At 74.2% G+C, this 20758-nt stretch carries 23 protein-coding genes; 12 read left to right on the top strand and 11 right to left on the bottom strand.

Features of this window, described 5'->3' with window-relative positions; genetic code table 11:
* The first annotated feature begins 16 nt into the window (after nucleotides 1-16).
* Nucleotides 17-955 carry an ADP-ribosylglycohydrolase family protein gene (locus tag ACLF5H_RS06775; RefSeq protein ID WP_421675141.1) on the top strand — a complete coding sequence of 313 codons (939 nt, stop codon included), beginning with the start codon at nucleotides 17-19 and terminating at the stop codon, nucleotides 953-955.
* 61 nt (nucleotides 956-1016) lie between these two features.
* Entirely contained in the window at nucleotides 1017-1379 is a 363-nt protein-coding gene (locus tag ACLF5H_RS06770) for an STAS domain-containing protein (protein WP_421675140.1), read from the top strand.
* A gap of 32 nt (nucleotides 1380-1411) precedes the next feature.
* Here ACLF5H_RS06770 and ACLF5H_RS06765 read toward each other — a convergent pair whose 3' ends face one another.
* On the bottom strand, nucleotides 1412-1705 hold the full coding sequence (locus ACLF5H_RS06765; protein WP_421675139.1) for a hypothetical protein: 294 nt from the start codon (nucleotides 1703-1705) through the stop codon (nucleotides 1412-1414).
* A 401-nt stretch (nucleotides 1706-2106) separates the two neighbouring features.
* Here ACLF5H_RS06765 and ACLF5H_RS06760 point away from each other — a divergent pair, with 401 nt between their 5' ends.
* Entirely contained in the window at nucleotides 2107-2565 is a 459-nt protein-coding gene (locus ACLF5H_RS06760) for a Crp/Fnr family transcriptional regulator (RefSeq protein WP_421675138.1), read from the top strand.
* Between the two features lie 59 nt (nucleotides 2566-2624).
* On the top strand, nucleotides 2625-3236 hold the full coding sequence (locus ACLF5H_RS06755; protein WP_421675312.1) for a CBS domain-containing protein: 612 nt from the start codon (nucleotides 2625-2627) through the stop codon (nucleotides 3234-3236).
* Nucleotides 3237-3291: 55 nt separating this feature from the next.
* Here ACLF5H_RS06755 and ACLF5H_RS06750 read toward each other — a convergent pair whose 3' ends face one another.
* The 3 genes from ACLF5H_RS06750 to ACLF5H_RS06740 form a co-directional block, all read right to left on the bottom strand.
* Entirely contained in the window at nucleotides 3292-3894 is a 603-nt protein-coding gene (locus ACLF5H_RS06750; protein ID WP_421675137.1) for a hypothetical protein, read from the bottom strand.
* 33 nt (nucleotides 3895-3927) lie between these two features.
* Nucleotides 3928-4629 carry a CBS domain-containing protein gene (locus tag ACLF5H_RS06745; RefSeq protein WP_421675136.1) on the bottom strand — a complete coding sequence of 234 codons (702 nt, stop codon included), beginning with the start codon at nucleotides 4627-4629 and terminating at the stop codon, nucleotides 3928-3930.
* 125 nt (nucleotides 4630-4754) lie between these two features.
* Nucleotides 4755-6473 (bottom strand): GAF domain-containing protein, encoded by a 1719-nt coding sequence (locus tag ACLF5H_RS06740; RefSeq protein ID WP_421675311.1) that lies wholly within the window; start codon nucleotides 6471-6473, stop codon nucleotides 4755-4757.
* Nucleotides 6474-6828: 355 nt separating this feature from the next.
* On the opposite strand from ACLF5H_RS06740, the gene ACLF5H_RS06735 reads away from it, so the two are divergent.
* Nucleotides 6829-7269 (top strand): pyridoxamine 5'-phosphate oxidase family protein, encoded by a 441-nt coding sequence (locus tag ACLF5H_RS06735; protein WP_421675135.1) that lies wholly within the window; start codon nucleotides 6829-6831, stop codon nucleotides 7267-7269.
* A gap of 65 nt (nucleotides 7270-7334) precedes the next feature.
* On the opposite strand, the gene ACLF5H_RS06730 is transcribed toward ACLF5H_RS06735, so the two are convergent.
* From ACLF5H_RS06730 to ACLF5H_RS06720, 3 genes are all read right to left on the bottom strand, one after another.
* Nucleotides 7335-9713 (bottom strand): phosphoketolase family protein, encoded by a 2379-nt coding sequence (locus ACLF5H_RS06730; protein ID WP_421675134.1) that lies wholly within the window; start codon nucleotides 9711-9713, stop codon nucleotides 7335-7337.
* 65 nt (nucleotides 9714-9778) lie between these two features.
* Complete coding sequence (locus ACLF5H_RS06725) at nucleotides 9779-10642, bottom strand: universal stress protein (protein WP_421675133.1); 864 nt, start codon at nucleotides 10640-10642, stop codon at nucleotides 9779-9781.
* 167 nt (nucleotides 10643-10809) lie between these two features.
* Nucleotides 10810-11706, bottom strand: coding sequence for a universal stress protein (locus ACLF5H_RS06720; protein WP_421675132.1), 897 nt, complete (start codon nucleotides 11704-11706; stop codon nucleotides 10810-10812).
* A gap of 231 nt (nucleotides 11707-11937) precedes the next feature.
* Between ACLF5H_RS06720 and ACLF5H_RS06715 the strand changes: the two genes are divergently transcribed.
* On the top strand, nucleotides 11938-12600 hold the full coding sequence (locus ACLF5H_RS06715; RefSeq protein ID WP_421675131.1) for a CBS domain-containing protein: 663 nt from the start codon (nucleotides 11938-11940) through the stop codon (nucleotides 12598-12600).
* Nucleotides 12601-12728: 128 nt separating this feature from the next.
* Nucleotides 12729-13430, top strand: a complete 702-nt coding sequence (locus ACLF5H_RS06710) for a response regulator (RefSeq protein WP_421675130.1) — start codon at nucleotides 12729-12731, stop codon at nucleotides 13428-13430.
* Nucleotides 13431-13459: 29 nt separating this feature from the next.
* Here the strand turns inward: ACLF5H_RS06710 and ACLF5H_RS06705 are convergent, their stop codons facing one another.
* Entirely contained in the window at nucleotides 13460-14317 is an 858-nt protein-coding gene (locus ACLF5H_RS06705; RefSeq protein WP_421675310.1) for a universal stress protein, read from the bottom strand.
* Between the two features lie 229 nt (nucleotides 14318-14546).
* Here ACLF5H_RS06705 and ACLF5H_RS06700 point away from each other — a divergent pair, with 229 nt between their 5' ends.
* On the top strand, nucleotides 14547-15047 hold the full coding sequence (locus ACLF5H_RS06700) for a CBS domain-containing protein (RefSeq protein ID WP_421675129.1): 501 nt from the start codon (nucleotides 14547-14549) through the stop codon (nucleotides 15045-15047).
* Between the two features lie 9 nt (nucleotides 15048-15056).
* Here ACLF5H_RS06700 and ACLF5H_RS06695 read toward each other — a convergent pair whose 3' ends face one another.
* Nucleotides 15057-15497 (bottom strand): universal stress protein, encoded by a 441-nt coding sequence (locus ACLF5H_RS06695; RefSeq protein WP_037653857.1) that lies wholly within the window; start codon nucleotides 15495-15497, stop codon nucleotides 15057-15059.
* 156 nt (nucleotides 15498-15653) lie between these two features.
* Between ACLF5H_RS06695 and ACLF5H_RS06690 the strand changes: the two genes are divergently transcribed.
* Nucleotides 15654-15884 carry a hypothetical protein gene (locus tag ACLF5H_RS06690; RefSeq protein ID WP_421675128.1) on the top strand — a complete coding sequence of 77 codons (231 nt, stop codon included), beginning with the start codon at nucleotides 15654-15656 and terminating at the stop codon, nucleotides 15882-15884.
* Between the two features lie 15 nt (nucleotides 15885-15899).
* On the opposite strand, the gene ACLF5H_RS06685 is transcribed toward ACLF5H_RS06690, so the two are convergent.
* Together ACLF5H_RS06685 and ACLF5H_RS06680 are read right to left on the bottom strand one after the other, a co-directional pair.
* The gene (locus ACLF5H_RS06685) at nucleotides 15900-16709 is read right to left on the bottom strand and encodes a TIGR03943 family putative permease subunit (protein ID WP_421675127.1); all 810 of its coding nucleotides are present in this window, start codon (nucleotides 16707-16709) and stop codon (nucleotides 15900-15902) included.
* Entirely contained in the window at nucleotides 16706-17749 is a 1044-nt protein-coding gene (locus tag ACLF5H_RS06680; protein WP_421675126.1) for a permease, read from the bottom strand. The genes ACLF5H_RS06685 and ACLF5H_RS06680 overlap by 4 nt, the downstream gene beginning before the upstream one ends.
* Nucleotides 17750-17953: 204 nt before the next feature.
* Between ACLF5H_RS06680 and ACLF5H_RS06675 the strand changes: the two genes are divergently transcribed.
* From ACLF5H_RS06675 to ACLF5H_RS06665, 3 genes are all read left to right on the top strand, one after another.
* Nucleotides 17954-18823 carry a serine hydrolase gene (locus ACLF5H_RS06675; RefSeq protein ID WP_421675125.1) on the top strand — a complete coding sequence of 290 codons (870 nt, stop codon included), beginning with the start codon at nucleotides 17954-17956 and terminating at the stop codon, nucleotides 18821-18823.
* Nucleotides 18824-18906: 83 nt separating this feature from the next.
* Complete coding sequence (locus tag ACLF5H_RS06670; RefSeq protein WP_421675124.1) at nucleotides 18907-19320, top strand: SRPBCC family protein; 414 nt, start codon at nucleotides 18907-18909, stop codon at nucleotides 19318-19320.
* Nucleotides 19321-19500: 180 nt separating this feature from the next.
* A partial coding sequence (locus ACLF5H_RS06665; RefSeq protein ID WP_421675123.1) for a hypothetical protein occupies nucleotides 19501-20758 on the top strand: 1258 nt, incomplete at its 3' end.

Here is a 20758-nt window from a genome sequence, read left to right as displayed (position 1 = left end):
GGGCAGAATCGGGACCATGACCGTCACCGCGACCACGGACCGTGCCGCCGCCCGCCGCAGCCTGGAGGGCCTGGCGCTCGGCGACGCCTTCGGCGAACGCTGGTTCCCGCTCTTTCGCGAACCCCGCCGGGCCCTGCGGGAGATACGCGCCCGGCAGGCCCCCGAGGAGACGCCCTGGCACTGGACCGACGACACCGCGATGGCCCTCGCCGTGCTGCGGGTGCTGGACGAGCACGGCGAGATCCGCCCGCGCGAACTGGCCCGGTCCTTCGCGCTCGGCTACGACGCCGATCCCGCCCGGGGATACGGCCACGGCATGCACCAGTTGCTGCCGCGCCTGCTCGAACTGCCCGACCGTTGGCGGGAGTTCGCGCGCGAGCTGTTCGGCGGCGAGGGCAGCCTCGGCAATGGCGCGGCGATGCGGGTGGCGCCGCTCGGCGCGTTCTTCCACGGCAGTCTCCCCCGGGTCGTCGCGCAGGCGACGCGCTCCGCGGAGGTCACCCATGCCCATCCCGAGGGCATCGCCGGAGCGGTCGCCGTGGCGGTCGCGGCCGCGCTGTCCGCACGCGGCACCCTGACCGTCGCCGAGGTGGCGGCCCTGACCCCGGACGGCACGGTCCGGGAGGGGCTGGCCCGCGCCGCCGAGGTGCCCTTCGCCACCGAGCCGTGGCGCGCCTCGGACCTGCTCGGCAGCGGGCGGCGGATCCGCGCCGACGACACGGTCCCGTTCGCCGTGTGGTGCGCCGCCCGCCACCCCGGCGACCTGGAGGCCGCCCTGTGGAGCACGGCGGAGGGGCTCGGCGACGTGGACACCACCTGCGCCATCGCCGGGGGCATCGTGGCCGCGCGCACCGGCGTGACGGCCGTGCCGCGCGCCTGGCTGGAGCGCCGAGAGCCACTGCCGGATGGCACCGGAGCGGCATCGTCCGGGGAAATCGGGGCAGGTGGCCGGTGAGCGGGAGCCGGGCAGAGAACTTGCGGAACCTTCGAACAGGGCCGAGGTGCGGGTGACGGACATGGCGAGCATCGACGAACCACTGGAGCCGGACGGGCTGGCGGTCGGCCGGGCGCCGCTGGGCGGAGCCGTCGTCGTCACGGTGGCCGGTGAGGTCGACCACCGGACGGCCGGTGTCCTGCGGCGGGCGCTGATGCCCGCGGCCACCACGGACACCCCGCGCACGGTCGCCGACCTCACCGGGGTGGGCTTCATGGACTCCAGCGGCATCAATGTCCTCATCGCCGCCCACCAGGCCCACGCACCGGCCGGCTGGCTGCGCCTGGCCGGGGTGCGCAGACCCGTGCTGCGCACCCTGGAGATCGTCGGGCTCACCGGCCTGATCCCCTGCTACCCGAGCGTGAGCGCCGCCCTGGAAGCCTGACCCGGCTCGTCGTACCGCCGTCCGGGGTGCCGCTACGAACTGGCGGTCTGGTGGAACTGGGGCACGGTCGCCTCGGCGCCCACCTTGATCGATTCGACGACCTCCTGGTGCAGGTCCCGGCTGGCGCGCTCGGAGCGGCAGGGCACCGGGCTGCCGCTGAGCGTGAACCACTGGGAGGTGCCGCTGTACTGCACCGCCACATCGGCCCTGCGGCCGTCCCAGGTGGTGTGGACGGTCAGGTCGCCGGTGAGGACGCCTGCCTCCACGGTGCGGGTGCCACCCCGGCCGGTGAAGACCCCGGGGGTGGTCCAAGATGCGAAGACCATGCTCTCAGCCTCTCTTCTCCGCTCCACGCCCCCATGACGGGTTTGCGTGTTTATATCCCCCTACGCTTGTCCTCCATGGTGCGCCATCGGGGCGGGATACGGCTGGGGCCGTACGGCCCCCGTGTCGAAACGCCCCGGAAGGGGGCGGCACTGGTGCGCCGACGGTTCTCGTGGTGTGCTGGTAGTGGCGGGAAGAGCCGTTGAGACGCGGAGAAGCGGCCGGGAGCCGCGCACCGCGCAATCCGGATCCGCGAGAAGCGGGTGGCCCTTCCCGCCCTTCGCGTACCGGCTCACCCGCGCGCCGGGGCCGAAAGGCCCTCGCCCGGGTCCGGGCGACCTGTGGCGGCGCCGGGCGGACGCGCCCACGCTGGGATCACCACCCCAGGAAGGGAGCCGGTGCGATGACCTCCGCCACCACCATGACCACGGCGCTCGACCCCGTGCGGCGCGATCGGCTGATGAGCCTCGCCCGCGAGGTCTCCTTCGAGGCCGGCACCCGGCTGTTCGAGGAGGGGCGGCGCGCCGACCGCTTCTGGATCGTGCGCACCGGCACGATCGCGCTCGACCTGCGCGTACCCGGCCGCCGGCCCGCCGTCATCGAGACCCTCGGGCACGGCGAACTGGTCGGCTGGTCCTGGCACTTCCCGCCGCACATCTGGCAGTTGGGCGCCGAGGCGATGAGCCCGGTGCGGGCCTGGGAGTTCGACGCCGCCGCCGTGCTCGCGCTGTGCGAGGAGGACCCCGAGTTCGGGCGGGCGATCGCGCTCTGGGTCGGCCGGGTGGTCGCCCAGCGGCTGCACGCCTCCCGGGTCCGGCTGCTCGACCTCTACGCGCCCTACGGCAGCGGGAGCGCCGAGTGACCGCCCGGCAGCCCGCCGAGCAGGCCCGTACCGGGGGCCCGAGCCGGGTCGGCGACGTGATGACGCGCGCCGCGGTGGCGGTGGGGCGCACGGCCCTGTTCAAGGACATCGTGGCGCGGATGGAGCAGTGGAACGTCAGCGCCCTGCCGGTCCTGGAGGGCGACGGCCGGGTGGTCGGCGTGGTATCCGAGGCGGATCTGCTGCCCAAGGAGGAGTTCCGGGACAGCGACCCGGACCGGATGACCCAGCGGAGCCGGCTGGGCGACCTGGCCAAGGCGGGCGGGGTGACCGCGCAGGACCTGATGAGCACGCCCGCCGTCACCGTGCACGCCGACGCCACGCTCGCCGAGGCGGCGCGCATCATGGCGCTCAAGCGCGTCAAGCGGCTTCCGGTGGTGACCGCGGAGGGGGTGCTTGAGGGCGTGGTCAGCCGGGGCGACCTGCTCAAGGTGTTCCTGCGCGAGGACCGTGAACTGGCCGACGAGATCCGGCGCGAGGTGCTGGACGTGCTGTTCCCGGCGCCGGTCGAGCCGTTGCACGTCGTGGTGGTCGACGGGGTCGTGACGCTGACCGGAAAGGTCACGGACGGTACGCGGATCCCGCTCGCGGTGCGCATGGTGCGGGGTGTGGAGGGCGTCGTGGGCGTGGACTGCCATCTGGCGGAGGGCTGAGCACGCCTTCCGTAGGGCACCTTCCGTAGGACGCCTTCCCTAGCGGCTGAGCAGTTCAGCCGCGGCCGCCGCTGAGGTTTCCCCAACGCGGCCCTATCTGCTTCCACTCCTCGTCCCACTCGGCCATCCTGCGCCGGATCAGCCGCCCCCGGACCAGCCGGCCCGCGCACCACAGGGCCGCACCGGCCGACGGGCCGACGAGGACGCCGGTGAGGGCCGCCTGGAGGTCGGCCGAGGCGCCGGTGACCGGCGGGGCGACCACATGGTCGGCGTGGTTCGCCCAGACCGTGACACTGCTGCCGGCGGGCGCGCCGGACGCGACCTTCGCCCGGTCGGTGTGCACCGAGCCGTCCGCGTCGGTCCAGCGCACGGGCGCCCACACCCGCCCGTCGTCGTAGCCGCTGCCGGCGGCCGGGGTCGCGGCGGCCGGGTCGGTGAGCACCGCCGTGACGGGGTGCACCTGGGCGAGCCGGGCGGCGTAGGACGCGGCGGACGCCTGGGCCGCGAGAAGACCGGCGACGACGCCGCAGACGAGGACGAGCACCCAGGTGGCGAGGACGATCCAGGCCTCGACGACATCGCTGTGCCGCCGCAGCGGATTGCGCCGCCACCGCCACAGCCGTACCGGCCTGACCGTCGTGGCAGGTGTCCGTGTCATCGCCACCGCCTCCTCTCGCGCGTCGGCGGCCCCTCAGCGGGTGCGGGCCGACTCGGCGTCCGGCAGGTCCGGGTCCAGATCCGGGTGGCGCGGCGGCCCGGCCAGCGCGCACCGCACGTCCACCACGCCGGGCACGGCCCGCGCGAGGCGCGCGGCGAGCGGTACGAGCGCGGTCTCCCGGACCCGGCCGCTGAGCGTCACGACACCATCGTGCACCTCCACCCGGATCCCGGCCGCTTCAGCGCCGAAGAGCCGGGCGACGACGTCGCCGCCGACCTCGTCGGCGATCTCCGCGTCGCCGCGCAGGAACACCTTCAGCAGGTCGGAACGGCTCACGATGCCCAGCAGGGTGCCCTCGGGATCCACCACGGGGAGTTGCTTGACGCGGGCGCGGGCCATGACGCGGGCGGCGTGGCCGAGGGTGGCGCCCGGGGCCACGGTGACCGCAGGGGTGGTCATCAGCGCCTCCGCGCTCGCCGCCTCGGCCTTGGTCAGCTCCGCGAGATGGCGCATCCTGCCGTACCGGTCGAGGTCGCTGTCGCGGTACTCCTCCTTGGGCAGCAGATCCGCCTCGGAGACGACGCCGACCACGTGTCCGGCGTCGTCCAGCACGGGCACCGCGCCGACCCGCCACTCGCGCATGGCCTGCACGATGTCCTTGAAGCCCGCGCCGGTGCGCAGGGCGAGCACCCTGCGGGTCATCACGTCGTCCACGGTGTTCGGAGTGCCGTCCATGGCTTCCTCCAGGGGCTCTGGTGCCGCGCCGCACGTTCAGCCTGTGGCCGCCGCCCGGCCGCTGTCATGGGCCGACCGGGCCCGACCGGGTGCCCACCGGGCCCGCGCCCCGGGGATCCCCGGGGTTACGAGGCGGGCAGCGGGACCCGCCACTCCAGTGTGGCCCCGCCCCCTTCGCTTTTCCCCACATCGAGGCTCCCGCCGAGCCGCTCCGCGCGTTCCGCCATGTTGCGCAGCCCGCTGCGGCGGCCGCCGGAGGGGATGCCGACCCCGTTGTCGCGGACCCGCAGGCGCACCTCACGGCCGTCGGCGGTGAGCAGCACCTCGGCGCGGTCGGCGTGGGCGTGCCGGGCGATGTTGGTGAGGGCCTCGGAGAGCACGGCCACCACATGGTCGGCGATCTCGCCCGGTACGTCGGTGTCGACCAGGCCCTCCATGCGCACGCTGGGCGCGAAGCCCAGCACCGGGGCGGCCTCGCCGGCCACCCGGACCACGCGGGCGCGCAGCCCGCTCGCCGCGGCGCCCTCGCGGGCGCGCAGCCCGAAGATGGTCGAGCGGATGATCTTTATGGTCTCGTCCAGGTCGTCCACGGCGCGCAGGACCCGCTCGGACGCCTCCGGGTGCTCGATGAAGCGGCCCGCGCTCTGGAGCGTCATGCCGGTGGCGAAGAGCCGCTGGATGGCCAGGTCGTGCAGGTCCCGGGCGATGCGGTCGCGGTCCTCCAGGAGCGCGATCTGCTGGGCGGCCTGCCGCCGCTCGGCGAGTTCCATGGCGATCGCGGCCTGCGCGGCGAAGCCCCGCAGCATCTCGGTCTCCTTGTCGGAGAACACCGAACGGTCGCTCTCGCGGGCCAGCAGCAGCACACCGCGGGCGCCGCCCTCGCCGGTGCCGATCGGGACGGCGACGGCGGGGCCGAGGCCGTCGAAGCGCGGCGGGTCCTGGCCGACACGGGCGTCATGGGCGACGTCGTCGCTGGTGACCGGGGCGGCGGCGGTGAAGGCCAGGCCCATCAGGCTGCGGTCCAGGGGCAGTACGAGCCCGCGGTGGGCGTCGGACTGGGCGCCGACGGCGATCTCCACGCCGAGCGCCTCGGTGTCCGGCATCGGCATCGCGACGGCGGCGAGCGCCGAGCCGGTGATCTCGCGGGCGCGTTCGGCGATCAGGTCCAGGGCCTCGGCGCGTTCGCTGCCGGACATCAGGCTGTGGCTGATCTCGGCGTTGGCCAGCAGCCAGCGTTCGCGCAGCCGGGAGTCCTCGTAGAGACGGGCGTTGTCGATGGCGACGCCCGCGGCGACGGCGAGGGTGGCGAGGACCGACTCGTCCTCCTCGTCGAAGTCGGCACCGCCGCGCTTCTCGGTGAGGTACAGGTTGCCGAAGACCTGGTCGCGGACGCGGATCGGGACGCCGAGGAAGGTGTTCATCGGCGGGTGCCCGGCCGGGAAGCCGTACGACGACGGGTGGCTGGAGAGCTTCGACAGGCGCAGCGGCTCCGGGTGGCGGATCAGCTCGCCCAGGATGCCGTGGCCCTCCGGGTAGGGGCCGATCCGGGTGATCCGCTCCTCGGACAGGCCCACGGTGTGGAACGCGGCGAGGGTGGTGCCGTCCGGGCCGATGACGCCCAGTGCCGCGTACTCCGCGTCCACCAGCGCCGCCGCGGCCTCCACGATGGAGTGCAGGGCCTGTTCCAGCTCCAGCTCGCGGCCGACGGAGAGGACCGCCTCCAGCAGGCTGTGCACCCGGTCCCGGGTACCGCGGGCCGCGTCGATCCTGGCCTGCAGTTCCTCCAGCAGCTCGTCCAGCTTCAGCTGCGGCAGCCGCACGCCGGGCTCCTCCGTTCCGGTCACCACGCCCTCCACTCCCCATCAGCCCATGCCTTCGAACCGACGGGTTCCGAAGGACACGGTAGCCGCTCGGAACTGGAGAGGGATACGCGGCCGCCGCTTCGGCGCCCTGTGATCCTCGGCATGCCGGGGGCATGTGCCCCGGCATGTGGGCGGGGCCGTACGGCCCCGGCGCGGGTCCGAACGGCACTGTCGAGCGTCGTACGACCTGGGCGAGAGTGTCCTCAGGAGCGGCACCGATCCCCCGCGGTGCCGCTCCCTGCCGTGCGGGAGCGTCCTCGGTGCGTGCGGGAAGCACCCCATGGACCCCTGCCCGCCCTCTGCCCGCCGTCGGCCGCGCACCGCGAGGAAGCCAGCCATGATCCCTCGTCACGACACGGCCCGGCGCCGCATCGAACTCGACCGCACGGAGGCGCTGCGGCTGCTGGGCAGTGTGTCCCTGGGCCGGGTCGTGTTCACCCGGCAGGCGCTGCCGACCGTCCGCCCGGTCAATCATGTGCTGGACGGCGGCGACATCGTGATCCGCACCCATGAGGCCGCCGCGCTGACCTCGCACGCCCGGCGGGGCGAGGACGGCGGGGTCGTCGTCGCGTACGAGGCCGACGCCATCGATCCCGAGACGCATCTCGGCTGGAGCGTCGTGGTGACGGGGTACGCCCGGCTGGTCACGGACCTGGCCGAACTGGCCCGGCTGCGGGAGCTGTTGCACCCCTGGGCACCGCCGGAGGACATGGACCGGGCGGTGCGCATCCGCCCGGACCTGGTGACGGGGGTACGGCTGGCGGGCGGGGACGGCTGAGCGGGAGAGGACAGGCCCGGATCGGACCGGGCGCGGGACTCGCGCCCGGTCCGGACGGCCCCTGTTCAGCCTCCCCAGGTCCACTCCGCGACCTCCGGCAGATCCGTGCCGTGCTCGCGGATCCAGTCGTGGTGGCGGCTGCGCGCGTCGGCCATGGTCTGGCGGACGGCGGCGGCGCGTACCGCGAGGCCCGGGACGCGGTCGATGACGTCCATGACGAGGCGGTAGCGGTCGAGGTCGTTGCGCACGACCATGTCGAACGGGGTGGTCGTGGTGCCCGACTCCTTGTAGCCGCGCACATGGAGGTTCGCGTGACCGGTGCGGCGGTAGGCGAGGCGGTGGATCAGCCAGGGGTAGCCGTGGTAGGCGAAGATGACGGGCTTGTCGGTGGTGAACAGGCCGTCGTACTCGAAGTCGGTCATCCCGTGCGGGTGTTCGTCGTGCGGCAGCAGCCGGGTCATGTCGACCACGTTGACGACCCGCACCGCGAGCTCGGGCAGCTGGGTGCGCAGCAACTGGGCGGCGGCCAGCACCTCCTGGGTGGGGACGTCACCGGCGCAGGCGAGGACGACATCGGGTTCGGCGCCGTTCTCCGTACCGGCCCACTCCCAGATCCCGGCGCCGCGCGCGCAGTGGGCGCGGGCCTGGTCCATGGTCAGCCAGTCGAAGCAGGGCTGCTTGCCGGCGACGACGACATTGACGTAGTCGCGGCTGCGCAGCACATGATCGGCCACCGACAGCAGGGTGTTGGCGTCCGGCGGCAGATAGACGCGGACGACCTCGGGGCTCTTGTTGAGGACGTGGTCCACGAAGCCGGGGTCCTGGTGCGAGAAGCCGTTGTGGTCCTGGCGCCAGACGTGCGAGGTGAGCAGGTAGTTGAGGGAGGCGATGGGGGCCCGCCAGGTCAACTGCCGTGACGTCTTGAGCCACTTGATGTGCTGGTTGACCATCGAGTCGACGATGTGCACGAACGCCTCGTAGCAGGAGAACAGTCCGTGCCTGCCGGTGAGCAGATATCCCTCCAGCCAGCCCTGGCAGAGGTGTTCGGAGAGGATCTCCAGGACCCGTCCGTGCCGGGACAGATTCTCGTCCACCGGGAGCACCTCGGCCTGCCATGCCTTGCCGCTGGCGCCGAAGACGGCCTGGAGCCGGTTGGAGGCGGTCTCGTCCGGGCCGACGAGGCGGAAGTCCCGGCGCTCGCGGGTGTCCTCCATGACCTGTTCGAGGAGGTCACCGAGGATCCGGGTGGGCTCGTGCAGGGCGGTGCCCGGCTTGTCGACGGCCACGGCGAAGGTGTCCAGGGGCGGCAGCGGCAGATCGCGCAGCAGGACGCCGCCGTTGGCGTGCGGGTTGGCCCCGAGGCGGCGGTCGCCCTCGGGGACGCAGGCGAGGACGTCCGCGCTGGGCCGGCCGTCCGGGCCGAACAGCTCCTCGGGCCGGTACGAGCGCAGCCACTGCTCCAACTGCCGCAGATGCGCGGGGTTCTCGCGCACGCCGGGCAGCGGGACCTGGTGGGCGCGCCAGGTGCCCTCGACGGGGAGGCCGTCCACCTCGGCGGGGCCGGTCCAGCCCTTGGGGGTGCGCAGCACGATCATCGGCCAGTGCACCCGCTCGGTGTTCCCCTCCTCGCGGGCGGCGCGCTGCATCCGCGCGATCCGGTCCAGCGCGTCGTCCAGGGCGGCGGCGAGGGCGCGGTGCACCTCGGCGGGGTCCTCGCCGGTGACGTACAGCGGTTCGTGGCCGTATCCGCGCAGCAGGGCGTCGAGTTCGCTCTCGGGGAGCCGGGAGAGCACGGTCGGGTTGGCGATCTTGTAGCCGTTGAGGTGCAGGACGGGCAGGACGGCGCCGTCGTGCACCGGGTCGAGGAACTTGTCGGAGTGCCAGGACGCGGCGAGCGGCCCGGTCTCCGCCTCGCCGTCGCCGATCACGCAGGTCACCAGCAGGTCGGGGTTGTCGAAGGCGGCGCCGTAGGCGTGCGCGAGGGAGTAGCCGAGTTCGCCGCCCTCGTGGATGGAGCCGGGGGTCTCGGGGGCCACATGGCTCGGCACGCCGCCGGGGAAGGAGAACTGCCGGAACAGCAGCTCCATGCCGGCCCCGTCCCGGCTGATGTCCGGGTAGGTCTCGCTGTAACTGCCCTCCAGCCAGGAGCCCGCGAGGACCGCCGGGCCGCCGTGCCCCGGCCCCCAGACGCACAGCGCGTCCAGGTCGCGGGCCTTGATGACGCGGTTGAGGTGGGTGTAGACGAGGTTGAGTCCGGGCGAGGTGCCCCAGTGGCCGAGCAGCCGCGGCTTGATGTGCTCGGGGCGCAGCGGTTCGGTCAGCAGCGGGTTGGCCATGAGATAGATCTGGCCGGCGGCCAGGTAGTTGGCGGCGCGCCAGTGCGCGTCCAGGGTGCGCAGCTCCTCCTCGCTGAGCGCGGCTTCCTGGGGGGCGGCCTCGGTCATGGGGACTCCGATCATCGTCAGAATTCGTGCGCGGCCGTCGACGCGGGAACGCGTCGTGGGCGGGGTCAGCCGGTTTCCGGTACGACGGCCACCGGGCAAGCCGCGTGGTGCAGTACCCCGTGGGCGACCCGGCCGAGCTGGAGGCCGAACCGGCCGGTGCGGCGCCGGGCGCCGACGACGAGCAGTCCGGCGTCCCGGGAGGCGTCGACGAGGACGTCACGGGCGTGCCCCTCGGCGGTGCGCCGGTGCTGCTCCAGCCCCTCGGGGACGTCCCGCAGGGCCTCCTCCAGCGCCTCGGCGGCCTCCTGCTCCTGCGCCTGGGCGGGCCCACCGGTGAGCAGCGGATGCCCGGTGGTGCTGTGCGCGGGCCGCCGCCACGCCCGTACGGCCTCCAGGGGCACCCCGCGCAGTCCCGCCTCCTCGGCGGCGAACCGTACGGCGGCCGGGCCCGCGTCCTTGTCGGCGACGCCGAGCACCACGCGGCCGGGGGTCGTCCGCCGCTCGGGTCCGCCGCGCAGCACGATCACCGGGCAGTGGGCGCGGGCGGCGACCGAGAGGCTCACGGAGCCGAGCAGCAGCTCGGTGACGGCGTTGCGGCCCCGGCAGCCGACGACCACGAGGCGCGCGGTGCTGCTCTCGTTCACCAGTCCGAACGAGGGTTCGTCGGCCAGCACGGACGTGGTCAGCCGCAGTTCCGGGTGGTGCCGGTGGGCCCGGCGTCCGGCGGCGTCCATGATGTCCTGGCCCATCACCTCCTCGGCCGGTTTCCCGACCTCCTGGGCGATGAGGGAACCCTCGTAGCGCTCCCAGAGCGAGGCGTAGACGAGGCGGAGCGGTGCCCCGCGCAGGGCGGCCTCCTCGGCGGCCCAGTCCACAGCGCGCAGGCTCTCCTCCGAGCCGTCGACGCCGACGAGAACGGGCAGGTCCATCGTGTTCACTCTCCCTGGTAGAGCCCTGGTGGAGGTCGACGACGAGGCGGGCCCGCACCCCATCGTTGACGGATTCACCGGCGTACGCGAGCCGTACCGCACCGTTTCGGCCGTCTCGGTCACGGCCCGCGTCGCGCGCGTCCGGCTGTGCGGCCGCGCGCGACGCCTCAGCCGTGCGCGACGACGGCCACGGGCGCGGCGACATGGTGCAGCACGGCGTGGGTGACATGGCCGATGTGGATGCCGTACGGGCTCCTGCGGACGCGCCGCCCGACGACCACCAGGGAGGCGTCCCGGGCGGCGTCGATCAGCACCGGCGCGGAGTTGCCGGCCCGGCTCGCCTCGCTCACATCGACGTCCGGGAACTTCTGCCGCCAGGGCCGCAGCACCTCGGTGAGCAGGGTGGCGGCCCGGCGTCCGAAGGAGGGCAGGACCGGCGGGTCGGCGGGGATGCCGTACGCGGCGTAGGGCGGCGGCGTCCAGCCGTGCACGACCCGCAGCGCGGCGCCGCGGCGCGCGGCGGCGTCGAAGGCGAACTCCAGCAGGGCCTGGCTCGGGCCCTCGGGGTCGTCGATGTCCAGACCGAGGACGACGGGCCGGAAGGGGGTCGCGGCGGACGGCACGCCCGAGGGGTCCGGCTGGTGTTCGTCGGCGGCCGCTTCACCCGCGCGGACCAGTACCACCGGGCGCGTCGTGTGCGCGATGACGTACAGCCCGGCCGAGCCGACCAGGAACCCGCCGAGGCGGCCGAGACCCCGGGAGCCGAGCGCCAGCAGCTCCGCGCCGTCCGCCGCCTCGGCGAGGGCCTGTGCCGCCTCGCCGGTGACCTGGTCGGTGGCGACCTCGATGCCGGGATGGCGCAGCCGCAGACCCGCCGCGGACTCGCGCACCGTGCGGGCCCATTCCTCGGCGGCCCCGCGGTCGGCGTCGACGCCGGCCTCGGGCTCCCGCACATGCAGGATCCGCAACGGCAGGTCACGCAGCGCGGCTTCGCGCGCCGCCCATTCGACGGCGGCCCGGCTCTCGGGCGAGCCGTCGAGGCCCGCGGTGACGGTTCGGGTCATGGTTCCACCTCTCTGGGGCGTCGCCTCGGGGAGACAGGAGCGACGATTCCAGCCTCGGGCAGGACCGGCGAGCCGATCAGGGGCCGCTGGTCCCCCGCTGGGGCCGACCGGCCCGGGCGGCGGCGCCCGGCGGGGGCCGGGCGGCCCCTGTGCCGACCGGGCGCGTCCGGCGCACGCTGGGGACAGCGGAACTCCCGTCGACAAGCTGCGCCGAGAAGCTACGGAGTCACCATGTACGGCACCCCGCACATCGTCAGCGACGTCATGACGACCACCGTCGCCGCCGTCGGCCGGCGTGCTCCCTTCAAGGAGCTGGTGGAGATGATGCAGGACTGGCAGGTCAGCGCCGTGCCCGTGATCGAGGGCGAGGGCCTGGTGGTCGGTGTGGTCTCGGAGGCCGACATGCTGCCCAAGGAGGAGCTGCGGGACGACCCGGCCGAGGAGTACCGGCGGCTGCGGCCGCCCGCCGACATGGCCAAGGGCGAGGCGATCACCGCCGGGGACCTGATGACCGCCCCCGCGGTCACCGTGCGCGCGAACGCCACCCTCGCCGAGGCCGCCCGGACCATGGCCCGCGCCCGGGTCAAGCGGCTGCCCGTGGTGGACGGGACCGGGATGCTGGAGGGCGTGGTCAGCCGCGCCGATCTGCTCAAGGTGTTCCTGCGGGAGGACCAGGAGATCGAGGAGGAGGTGCGCCGGGAGATCGTGGCGCGGCTCTTCCCGCCGCCGGACTCGGCCGTGGAACTGCGGGTGGAGGACGGCGTGGTGACCGTCATCGGCCGGATCCGGGACACCTCGCTGGTCCCGGTGGCGGCCCGGCTGGTACGTGCGGTCGAGGGGGTCGTGGACGTGCGCTTCGACCTGGCGCCCGGTCAGCGGGCACCGGGGGCGTGACATTCTGGGGACGGGGTCCGGTCCCGGGAAGTGGGGCCGGTCGGCCCTAGTGCGCGCGGCGCCGTCCGGCGATGATCGGCCGGGTGACAGGCCGCTGTCTGTCTGCTTTCCGGGAACGAGAGGTCGAGATGACCGAGACACGCACCTTCACGGCACAGGACCCGATCCGGGTGTTCCTCCTGGACGACCATGAGGTCGTCCGGCGCGGTCTGGCGGATCTCCTGGACGCCGAACCGGACATCTCCGTCGTCGGCGACGCCGACACCGCCGCGCACGCGCTGGTCCGGGGCCCCGCCCTGCGCCCGCACGTCGCGGTGCTGGACGTACGGCTGCCCGACGGGGACGGCATCTCGGTCTGCCGGGAACTGCGCAACCGGATGCCGGAGCTGGCGTGTCTGATGCTCACCTCGTTCGACGACGAGGACGCCCTGCTGGACGCGATCATGGCCGGCGCGTCCGGCTATGTGCTCAAGCAGATCAAGGGCTCGGACCTGGTCTCCGCGGTGCGCACGGTCGCCTCCGGGCAGTCGATGCTGGACCCGGAGACGACGGCCCGGCTGATGCGCTCGCTGCGGGCCGACCCGGAGGAGACGCCGTCGCTGCCGCCGGAGCTGGCGAGCCTGTCGCCGCGCGAGCGGGACATCCTGGCGCTGATCGGGGACGGCCTGACCAACCGTGAGATCGGCAGGCGGCTGTATCTGTCGGAGAAGACGGTCAAGAACCACATCTCCCGGCTGCTGGCCAAGCTCGGCGTGCAGCGCCGGGTCCAGGCCGCCGTGCTCGCCTCCCATCTGGAGCCGCAGGGCGCGAAGGAGCACACCGGCCGCTGACCCCTCGGCTCCCGCGCCTCGGGGGCCGGTCACGGCAGTTGGGGTACGACGGCCACCGGGCACTTGGCGTGGTGCAGCAACCGGTGGGCCACGCGGCCCAGTTGGAGCCCGCCGTGTCCGCGCTCCCGCCGTACCCCGACGACCAGCAGGTCGGCCGCGGCCGAGCGGTGCAGGAGCACCTTGCCGGGCGGGCCCTCAAGGACGGTCCGGGCCACCCGTACGTCCGGATGCTCGCCCAGCGGGGCCTGGAGCAGCTCGTCGATCAGTTCGGCGGCCTCGTCCTCGTGCTCCGGCGCGGCCCCGTCCTCGGCCCGGTCGCCCGAGCGGCGCCAGGTGCGCACCGCGTCCAGGACGCACCGGCGGGCGGCGGCCTCGCGCAGCGCGAAGCGGGCGGCCGTGTCGCTGGTGCCGGGCTCGCCGACGCCCAGCAGCACCCGCTCATGGGTGCCCCCGAGCCCCGCCGCGTCCCCGCGTACCACGATCACCGGACCGGACGCCCGCCCGGCGAGGGCCAGTCCCACCGAGCCGAGCAGCAGCCCCTTCAGCTCGCCCCGGCCCCGGCTGCCGGTGACCACGGCGGTGGCGTTGTCGCCCTCGGCGAGCAGCGCCCCGACCGGGTCCTCGGCCAGTACGGCGGAGTCCGCCTTCAGGTCCGGGGCGCGCCGCCGTACGCGCTCGGTCGCCGAGGCCACGATGTGCTCGGCCATCACATGGAGAGCGGCCGGTTCGCCGCCGAGCGAGGGGAGCCGCCCCTCGTAGCGCTCCCAGAGCGAGGCGTGCACCAGGCGCAGCGGCACCCCGAGCCGGACCGCCTCGTCGGCCGCCCAGTCCACCGCGAGCAGGCTGCAATCGGAGCCGTCGACACCCACGACCAGGGGCAGGGGCATCGTCCTCACCGCCTTTCCTCGGGCTGCGCGTGGGCGCAGCGGCCCGTCCGGCTCTTCACGCTGGCACGGCCGAACGGGTGGGCCGATGGGTACATTGTCCCTTTCGGCGGGAATCGGACTACCCCAGCGAGGTCCGAGCGGCCCCTGCCCCCGGGCGGCCCGCCCGGCGCAGTCTGGAGACGGCATCCCCCGGTGCCGGTGTCCCCTCGGCGCCCCGAAAGAGGTCCTGATGACCCATCTCCCCCCGGCCGGTCCCCCGGCCGGATCCCTGCCCGGCGCGCCCTCCGTGGCGGGTCAGGTCAGCGTCGGCAGGCTGATGACCGCGCCGCCCGTGACCGTCGCGCCGGACGTCACCCTGGCGGGGGCCACCCGGCTGATGGCCGAGAGCGCCGTCGGCTCCCTGCTGGTCGTCGAGGACGGCACCCTGCGCGGCATCGTCACCGACCGCGATCTGGCGCTGCGCGGACTGGGCGAGGGTCTGCCGCTGGACAGCAGGATCGACGCGGTGATGTCGCCGCGGGTGGTCACCCTGGACGCGGGCGACGAGATCCACGAGGCGTACCGCACCTTCCGCCGCACCGGCGTGCGCCGGCTGCCCGTCCTGGCCGACGGCCACCCGGTGGGCGTGCTCACCCTGGACGATCTGCTGCTGGACGTGTTCCGGCGGCTCGCGGACCTGCTGGGCCCGGTGGCCTGGAGCGTGCTGCGGGAGCCGCCGGGGCCGCAGTGAGGCCGGGGCTCAGGTCTCCTCGGAGCGGACGATGACCACCGGGCACGCGGCGTGCGCGGCGACCCGCTGGCTGACCGAGCCGAGCATGACGCGCGCGAAGCCGCCCCGGCCGCGGCTGCCGACGACCAGGACCTCGGCGCCCTCGGCGGCCCGGAGCAGGATCTCCGCGGGGTTGCCGTGGGCCACCCGGGTGCGCACCCCGGCGGCCGCGTCCGCGCCGAGCACCTCGGTCAGCTCCTGCGCCATCTGCTCGCGGGTCGCCTCCTCGTCGATGTACATGTCCACCGCGGGCGCGGACCAGCCGTACAGCGGCACCTCCCAGGCCGCGACGGCCTCCACCGCGCCGCCGACGAGCCCGGCGTAGCGCACGGCCCAGCGCACCGCCTCGAAGGAGGACGGCGAGCCGTCGACCCCCACCACGACCCGGGGCTTGGAGACGTCCTGGTCCATCTGTCCCACCTCTCTGGCTGTTGCCCCCTCTGCCCCACGCTGCGCGACGCGCCGCCGCCCCGCCAGAAAAGAGCGTCCGTTCGGCCCTGCCGCCGGGCGCCGGGGCGGTGCATCCTGCCGTAAGGGGAACCGGGAGGAACGGGAGGTGAGGCACGCATGGGCAAACAGCGCAGGAAGAACGGCAAGGCGAAGAACGGAAGGCCGCGTACCGGCCGCGGCTGCGGAGCCCCCCTGCCCGCACACGGGGACGCGCGTCCCCGCGTCGGCGACCCGCCCCCCGGCACGGGCCGCCGGCGCGGCCGCGGCCCCGGTGACCAATGGCTGCTGCTGCCCGGCGGCACATGGCGCCGGGTGGAGACGATCCGGGTGCGCGCGCTGTTCGGCTGAGCGGCCGCCGGGGCTCTAGCCGGGGGTGATGGGCAGGTCGTCGGTGAAGGCGTTGATCGGCTGGGCGATCGGGGTGGTCCGGTCGGCGTCCAGCGCGGCCGGTGCGGACGGGGTGCCGAGGGTACCGGCGGGATGCCAGGTGCCGGTGACCGCGAGCCAGGTGTTCGCGGCGGGCGGTTCGGCGGAACCGGAGTCGTGGACATGGATCTTGACGGTCTGGGAGTCGGCGGCGCAGCAGCTGAAGATGATCCGGGTCAGGTACCAGCCGTCGCCCGCCGCGTCGGGCGTGACGAAGCCGGTCAGGCGGACGGTACGGCCCCGGATGGCCCGGCTGCGGTCCTGCTGGACGCGCTTGGTGAAGTCCGTGAGGGTCAGCGGCAGCGGGGAGGTCGCGGGCAGCGGCTCGAAGCCCCTCTTCTGCACGGCGACCGGCTTGGCGCCGGAGCGGGCGGCGGTGTAGGCGCCGAGGGCGGGCGGGGCGAACAGGAGCAGGCTCAGGGCGGGGAGGACGAGCAGCCAGGCGATCTTGGGCGTGCCGGAGTGGTCGTGGCCGTCATGCCCGTCATGGCCGCCGTGGGCGCCGTGGGCGTGCGCCTCGTGGCCGTCGGACGGGTGCCCGTCGTGGTCGTCGCGGGCGTGCCCCCCGCTGTCCGTCCGGGAGAAGGCCGCCGCGATGCCGAGCAGGAGCAGGACGACGCCGGAGGCGATGAGCACGGGGCGCAGGCCGGGCTTGACGTAGCGCAGGTACGTGTCGCTGAACAGCGTGATGCGCAGCAGGCCGAGGCCGGTCAGTTTCAGCAGCAGGCTCTGGAGGAGGCGTCTCACAGCAGGGCCCCTCCGGTCAGGGCGCTGGCGGCGACGGCCACGACCGTGGTCGCCGTGCAGAACCGCCAGGCGAAGGCGCGGCCGAACGTGCCCGCCTGGAGGGCGATCAGCTTCAGGTCGACCATGGGTCCGACCACCATGAACGCGAGCCGGGCGGTCGGCGAGAACCCGGTCAGCGAGGCGGCGACGAACGCGTCGGCCTCCGAGCAGACCGCCAGCAGCACCGCGAGGCCCGCCAGGAACAGCACCGAGAGCCAGGGCGTGCCGGAGAAGGCGTCGAGGACGGCGCGCGGCACGGCGACGTTGAAGGTGGCGGCGGCCATCGCGCCGAGCACGAGGAAGCCGCCGGCCTGGAGGAAGTCGTACTGGAAGCCGGTCCGGAACTCCCGCCAGCGGCTGTGGCCGTGCGCGTGTCCGGTGTGCCGTCGGCGCAGCGCCGGGCGCAGCCATTTCTCGTCGCCCCGCCAGAGCCACAGCCAGCCCATCACGGCCGCCGTGCCGAGGGAGGCGAGCAGCCGGGCGGCGATCATGGCGGGGTTGCCCGGGAAGGCTACGGCGGTGGCGGTGAGCACGACCGGGTTGATGGCGGGCGCGGACAGCAGGAAGGCGAAGGCGGCGGCCGGGGTGACGCCCCGGCGGATCAGGCTGTTGGCGACCGGTACGGAGGCGCATTCGCAGCCCGGCAGGATCGCCCCGGCGACGCCCGCGACCGGCACGGCGAGCGCGGCCCGCTTCGGCAGCACCCGGGTGAACAGGTCGGCGGGCACGAAGGCGTTGATGGCCCCGGAGAGCACGGTGCCGAGCACGAGGAACGGAATCGCCTGGACGATGATGGCCAGGCAGACCGTGCGCCAGGCCCCCACGGCGGGCCGGTCCAGCCACCCCGTGTCGCCGACGAGGAGTACGGCCGTCGCGCCCGCCGCGAGCAGGACGGCCGCGCCGAGCGGCCAGGGCCGGGGGCGGCGCACGGACGGAGGCGGAGGGACCGGGACGACCGCCACACCCTCCCCCGCGGCAACCAGTTCATCCGTTTTTTCCATGATCTCTCCGGATGTCGGTGTCCGGCCGACGATAGGCGAGGACCGGGGCCGGGACGGGTATACACGCCGCCGCGACGACCGCCGTGCACCGCTTGGCCGCCCCCGTCCCCGCCTCGGTGACTCTTCTTACAATTCGGGCGAAACGGGGGCCGGAGTGACGGCAGCCACTTCGCACGCGGCGGGTTTTGTCTACGTTCAGGTGCCATGTCCTCGCACCCGCGCCGCACGGCCGGCGTCCTTCTGGCCTCGGTGACCGCCCTGCTCACCGCCGGCATCCCGGCGGCGGCCGCCGCCACGCCCACCCCGAAGCCGAAGCCGGACCCCAGGACCTCGGCACCGGCCTCGAAGACTCCGGCCCCGGCGACCGAGGCGCAGAAGGCCCCCGCCCCGAAGGCCCCCGCCCCCGTCCCCGATCCGCACGCCACCGTCGCCGTCCTCGACCTCGACGCGGGCGCCACCGCCCCCGTGATCCAGGGCGAGGACCGCGCCTACGACACCGCCAGCATCGTCAAGGTCGACATCCTCGCCGCGCTGCTGCTCAAGGCGCAGGACGAGCGGCGCGCCCTGACCGACGAGGAGCGCGGCCACGCCGAGCCGATGATCAGGCGCAGCGACAACGACGCGGCGGACGCCCTGTGGAAGGAGATCGGCCAGGATCCCGGGCTCACGGCCGCCAACCAGCGCCTGGGACTCGTCTCGACCACCGCCGGTACCAGCGGCAGGTGGGGGCTGACCCGGACCACCGCGAGCGATCAGATACGGCTGCTGCGCGCGGTCTTCGACGACAGCGCCCAGAGCCCCCTGACCCCCGATTCCCGCGCCTACATCCGCACCCTGATGGGCGCGGTCCTGCCCGAGCAGTCCTGGGGCGTCTCGGCGGTGAACGCGGCCGGGACCGAGCTGAAGAACGGCTGGCTCCAGCGCACCACCACGGGCCTGTGGGACGTGAACAGCATCGGCGAGGTCACCCTCGGCGGTCACCGCTGCCTCGTCGCCGTCCTCTCCGACGGCAGCGCCTCCATGAGCGACGGCGTCTCGCTGGTGGAGCAGACCGCCCGCGCCGCGACGGCCTGACGGCGGGACGGGGGCGCTTTTCGGCCGCCGCGGAAGGGGCACGCGGGCGGGGTACGACTCCCGACCCGAGGAGCGATGCCACCATGGCCGAGTACGAACGATCCCGTACGATGCCCGCCCAGCCCGAGCACGTCTTCGACCAGGCGGCCAATCTCCACCAGCTGGACTCCTGGCTCCCGGGCGCCCTGCACGTGGCCCCCGAGGAGCTGCCCGCCGTCAGCGTGCACGAGGCCGGTTCCGACAAGGACACCCCGGCCCTGCTGCGCGCCGAACCCGACCAGATGCGTCTGGAGTGGGGCACCCGTGAGCAGGGCGACTACGCGGGCTGGCTCCAGGTGGCGGGCATCGGCAGCGGCGCCAGCGAGGTCACCGTCCACCTGTCCTTCTTCGACAAGCGCCACGACCCCGGCGAGCGCGCGGCCGCGGAGGCCCTGGAGGACAGCCTGCGCCGGCTGGACGAACAGGTGCGGCTGCGCACGGACAACGCGGCCGGCTGAGGCCGCCGCGGGGAGCACGGACGGGGCGCGGGCAGGGCGTGGACAGGGGCGCGGGGCGCGACGGAGCCGGGACGATCTCTCGTACAACCGTTCCGGTGGCACAGACGTCTCACAGAGTGGGGAACTCCCGTTCCCCCACCGACCGTTCGTCCGCCACTGTCGCTCCAGTCAGAGGATTCCATGCCTTTCAGCTCTCCCGGCCCCCGCGTGGTGCGCCAGACCGCGGGCGCGTTCGGCGCCGTCGCCCTGATCGCGCTGTGCGCCGCACCGGCCGTGGCCGCCGACGGCCCCGCGACCGGCCTGGCGCTGGGCACCATCGCGCCGTTCGACAAGGTGAAGCCGGGCAGCGCGCTCCCGCTGTCGCCCACCTTCGCCAACACGGGCACCGCCGCGCTCGACAAGGTCTGGCTGTCGTACTCCCTCACCCATGGCCTCGGCCAGAGCGCGCTCCCCTCCAACTGCCTGAGCTACACGGTCGGTTCGGCCGCCGAGGAGCCGGGCCACACGCAGGTGGTGTGCGAGTTCGACCAGCCGGTGCAGACGGGTGTCGTCTACGCCCCGGAGCGGCCGCTGACCCTCAAGGCCCTGGACCGCGCCCTGTACGAGCACGTCCAGGTGACGGTCGACTCCTCGGCCCCGGTCCCGGACGACGGCGCCGCCGCCCCGGTGCACGGCACGGCCGCGGCCCTGAAGCTGGTCGAGCGGCCCGATGAGAAGACCCCGCCGACCGGCGCCGCGGCCAGCGCGGACATCGCGGTGAACGCCGTCAACTCGGCCGATCTCCAGGTCGGCGGCGCCCAGTTGAAGGGCAAGGTCGGGGACACGGTCACGCTGCGGGTGACGTTCGCGAACGCCGGGCCCGCCTGGGTGCTGCCGCAGCCGGGTCAGAGCGCGGCCCATGTCCTGGTCACGCTGCCCGAGGGCACCTCGGCGGTACGGACCGACACGCTGTGCACGAACACCGGGGCCGAGTCCTACGCGTGCGGCACCGGCGCGCCCTGGGTGAACGAGCACGAGAGCAGGACGTACACCTTCAAGGTGAAGCTCGACAAGGCGGTGCCCGGCGCCCGCGGCTATGTGGAACTCGGCTCGGAGACCCGGCCGTTCGACCACGTCAAGAAGAACGACACCGCCCGCGTCACGCTCTCCGTCTCCGGTGGCACCGACACCACGGGCGGCGGCTCCACCGGGGACGGCGGATCGAAGGGCGGCGGCGACTCCACCGGCGGCACCGGCTCGACGACGTCCACGGGCGGCACCGGGACGGGCACGGGCACGGACGGCGGTACGACCACGACGGGCGGCACCACCGGCACCACGTCCGGCACCGGTGACCTCACCACCGGTGGCACCGGCACCACCGGCGGCAGCCTCGCGAGCACCGGCGCCGGTCCCGCGCTGCCCCTCGCGGGCGCCGCGGCCGTGGCCGTGGTCGTCG

Origin of the sequence: Streptomyces sp. LaBMicrA B280, from assembly GCF_049222185.1 — a bacterium.
Lineage (GTDB): Bacteria > Actinomycetota > Actinomycetes > Streptomycetales > Streptomycetaceae > Streptomyces > Streptomyces murinus.
The sequence above is the reverse complement of the archived record's forward strand: the minus strand, read 5'-3'. Positions and strand labels throughout refer to the sequence as shown.

Bases quoted from the DNA above. Each gene is read 5' to 3' on its own strand.
- ACLF5H_RS06775 (WP_421675141.1), top strand. From the start codon at position 17: ATGACCGTCACCGCGACCACGGACCGTGCCGCCGCCCGCCGCAGCCTG.
- ACLF5H_RS06770 (WP_421675140.1), top strand. From the start codon at position 1,017: ATGGCGAGCATCGACGAACCACTGGAGCCGGACGGGCTGGCGGTCGGC.
- ACLF5H_RS06765 (WP_421675139.1), bottom strand. From the start codon at position 1,705: ATGGTCTTCGCATCTTGGACCACCCCCGGGGTCTTCACCGGCCGGGGT.
- ACLF5H_RS06760 (WP_421675138.1), top strand. From the start codon at position 2,107: ATGACCTCCGCCACCACCATGACCACGGCGCTCGACCCCGTGCGGCGC.
- ACLF5H_RS06755 (WP_421675312.1), top strand. From the start codon at position 2,625: ATGACGCGCGCCGCGGTGGCGGTGGGGCGCACGGCCCTGTTCAAGGAC.
- ACLF5H_RS06750 (WP_421675137.1), bottom strand. From the start codon at position 3,894: ATGACACGGACACCTGCCACGACGGTCAGGCCGGTACGGCTGTGGCGG.
- ACLF5H_RS06745 (WP_421675136.1), bottom strand. From the start codon at position 4,629: ATGGACGGCACTCCGAACACCGTGGACGACGTGATGACCCGCAGGGTG.
- ACLF5H_RS06735 (WP_421675135.1), top strand. From the start codon at position 6,829: ATGATCCCTCGTCACGACACGGCCCGGCGCCGCATCGAACTCGACCGC.
- ACLF5H_RS06730 (WP_421675134.1), bottom strand. From the start codon at position 9,713: ATGACCGAGGCCGCCCCCCAGGAAGCCGCGCTCAGCGAGGAGGAGCTG.
- ACLF5H_RS06725 (WP_421675133.1), bottom strand. From the start codon at position 10,642: ATGGACCTGCCCGTTCTCGTCGGCGTCGACGGCTCGGAGGAGAGCCTG.
- ACLF5H_RS06720 (WP_421675132.1), bottom strand. From the start codon at position 11,706: ATGACCCGAACCGTCACCGCGGGCCTCGACGGCTCGCCCGAGAGCCGG.
- ACLF5H_RS06715 (WP_421675131.1), top strand. From the start codon at position 11,938: ATGTACGGCACCCCGCACATCGTCAGCGACGTCATGACGACCACCGTC.
- ACLF5H_RS06710 (WP_421675130.1), top strand. From the start codon at position 12,729: ATGACCGAGACACGCACCTTCACGGCACAGGACCCGATCCGGGTGTTC.
- ACLF5H_RS06705 (WP_421675310.1), bottom strand. From the start codon at position 14,317: ATGCCCCTGCCCCTGGTCGTGGGTGTCGACGGCTCCGATTGCAGCCTG.
- ACLF5H_RS06700 (WP_421675129.1), top strand. From the start codon at position 14,547: ATGACCCATCTCCCCCCGGCCGGTCCCCCGGCCGGATCCCTGCCCGGC.
- ACLF5H_RS06695 (WP_037653857.1), bottom strand. From the start codon at position 15,497: ATGGACCAGGACGTCTCCAAGCCCCGGGTCGTGGTGGGGGTCGACGGC.
- ACLF5H_RS06690 (WP_421675128.1), top strand. From the start codon at position 15,654: ATGGGCAAACAGCGCAGGAAGAACGGCAAGGCGAAGAACGGAAGGCCG.
- ACLF5H_RS06680 (WP_421675126.1), bottom strand. From the start codon at position 17,749: ATGGAAAAAACGGATGAACTGGTTGCCGCGGGGGAGGGTGTGGCGGTC.
- ACLF5H_RS06675 (WP_421675125.1), top strand. From the start codon at position 17,954: ATGTCCTCGCACCCGCGCCGCACGGCCGGCGTCCTTCTGGCCTCGGTG.
- ACLF5H_RS06670 (WP_421675124.1), top strand. From the start codon at position 18,907: ATGGCCGAGTACGAACGATCCCGTACGATGCCCGCCCAGCCCGAGCAC.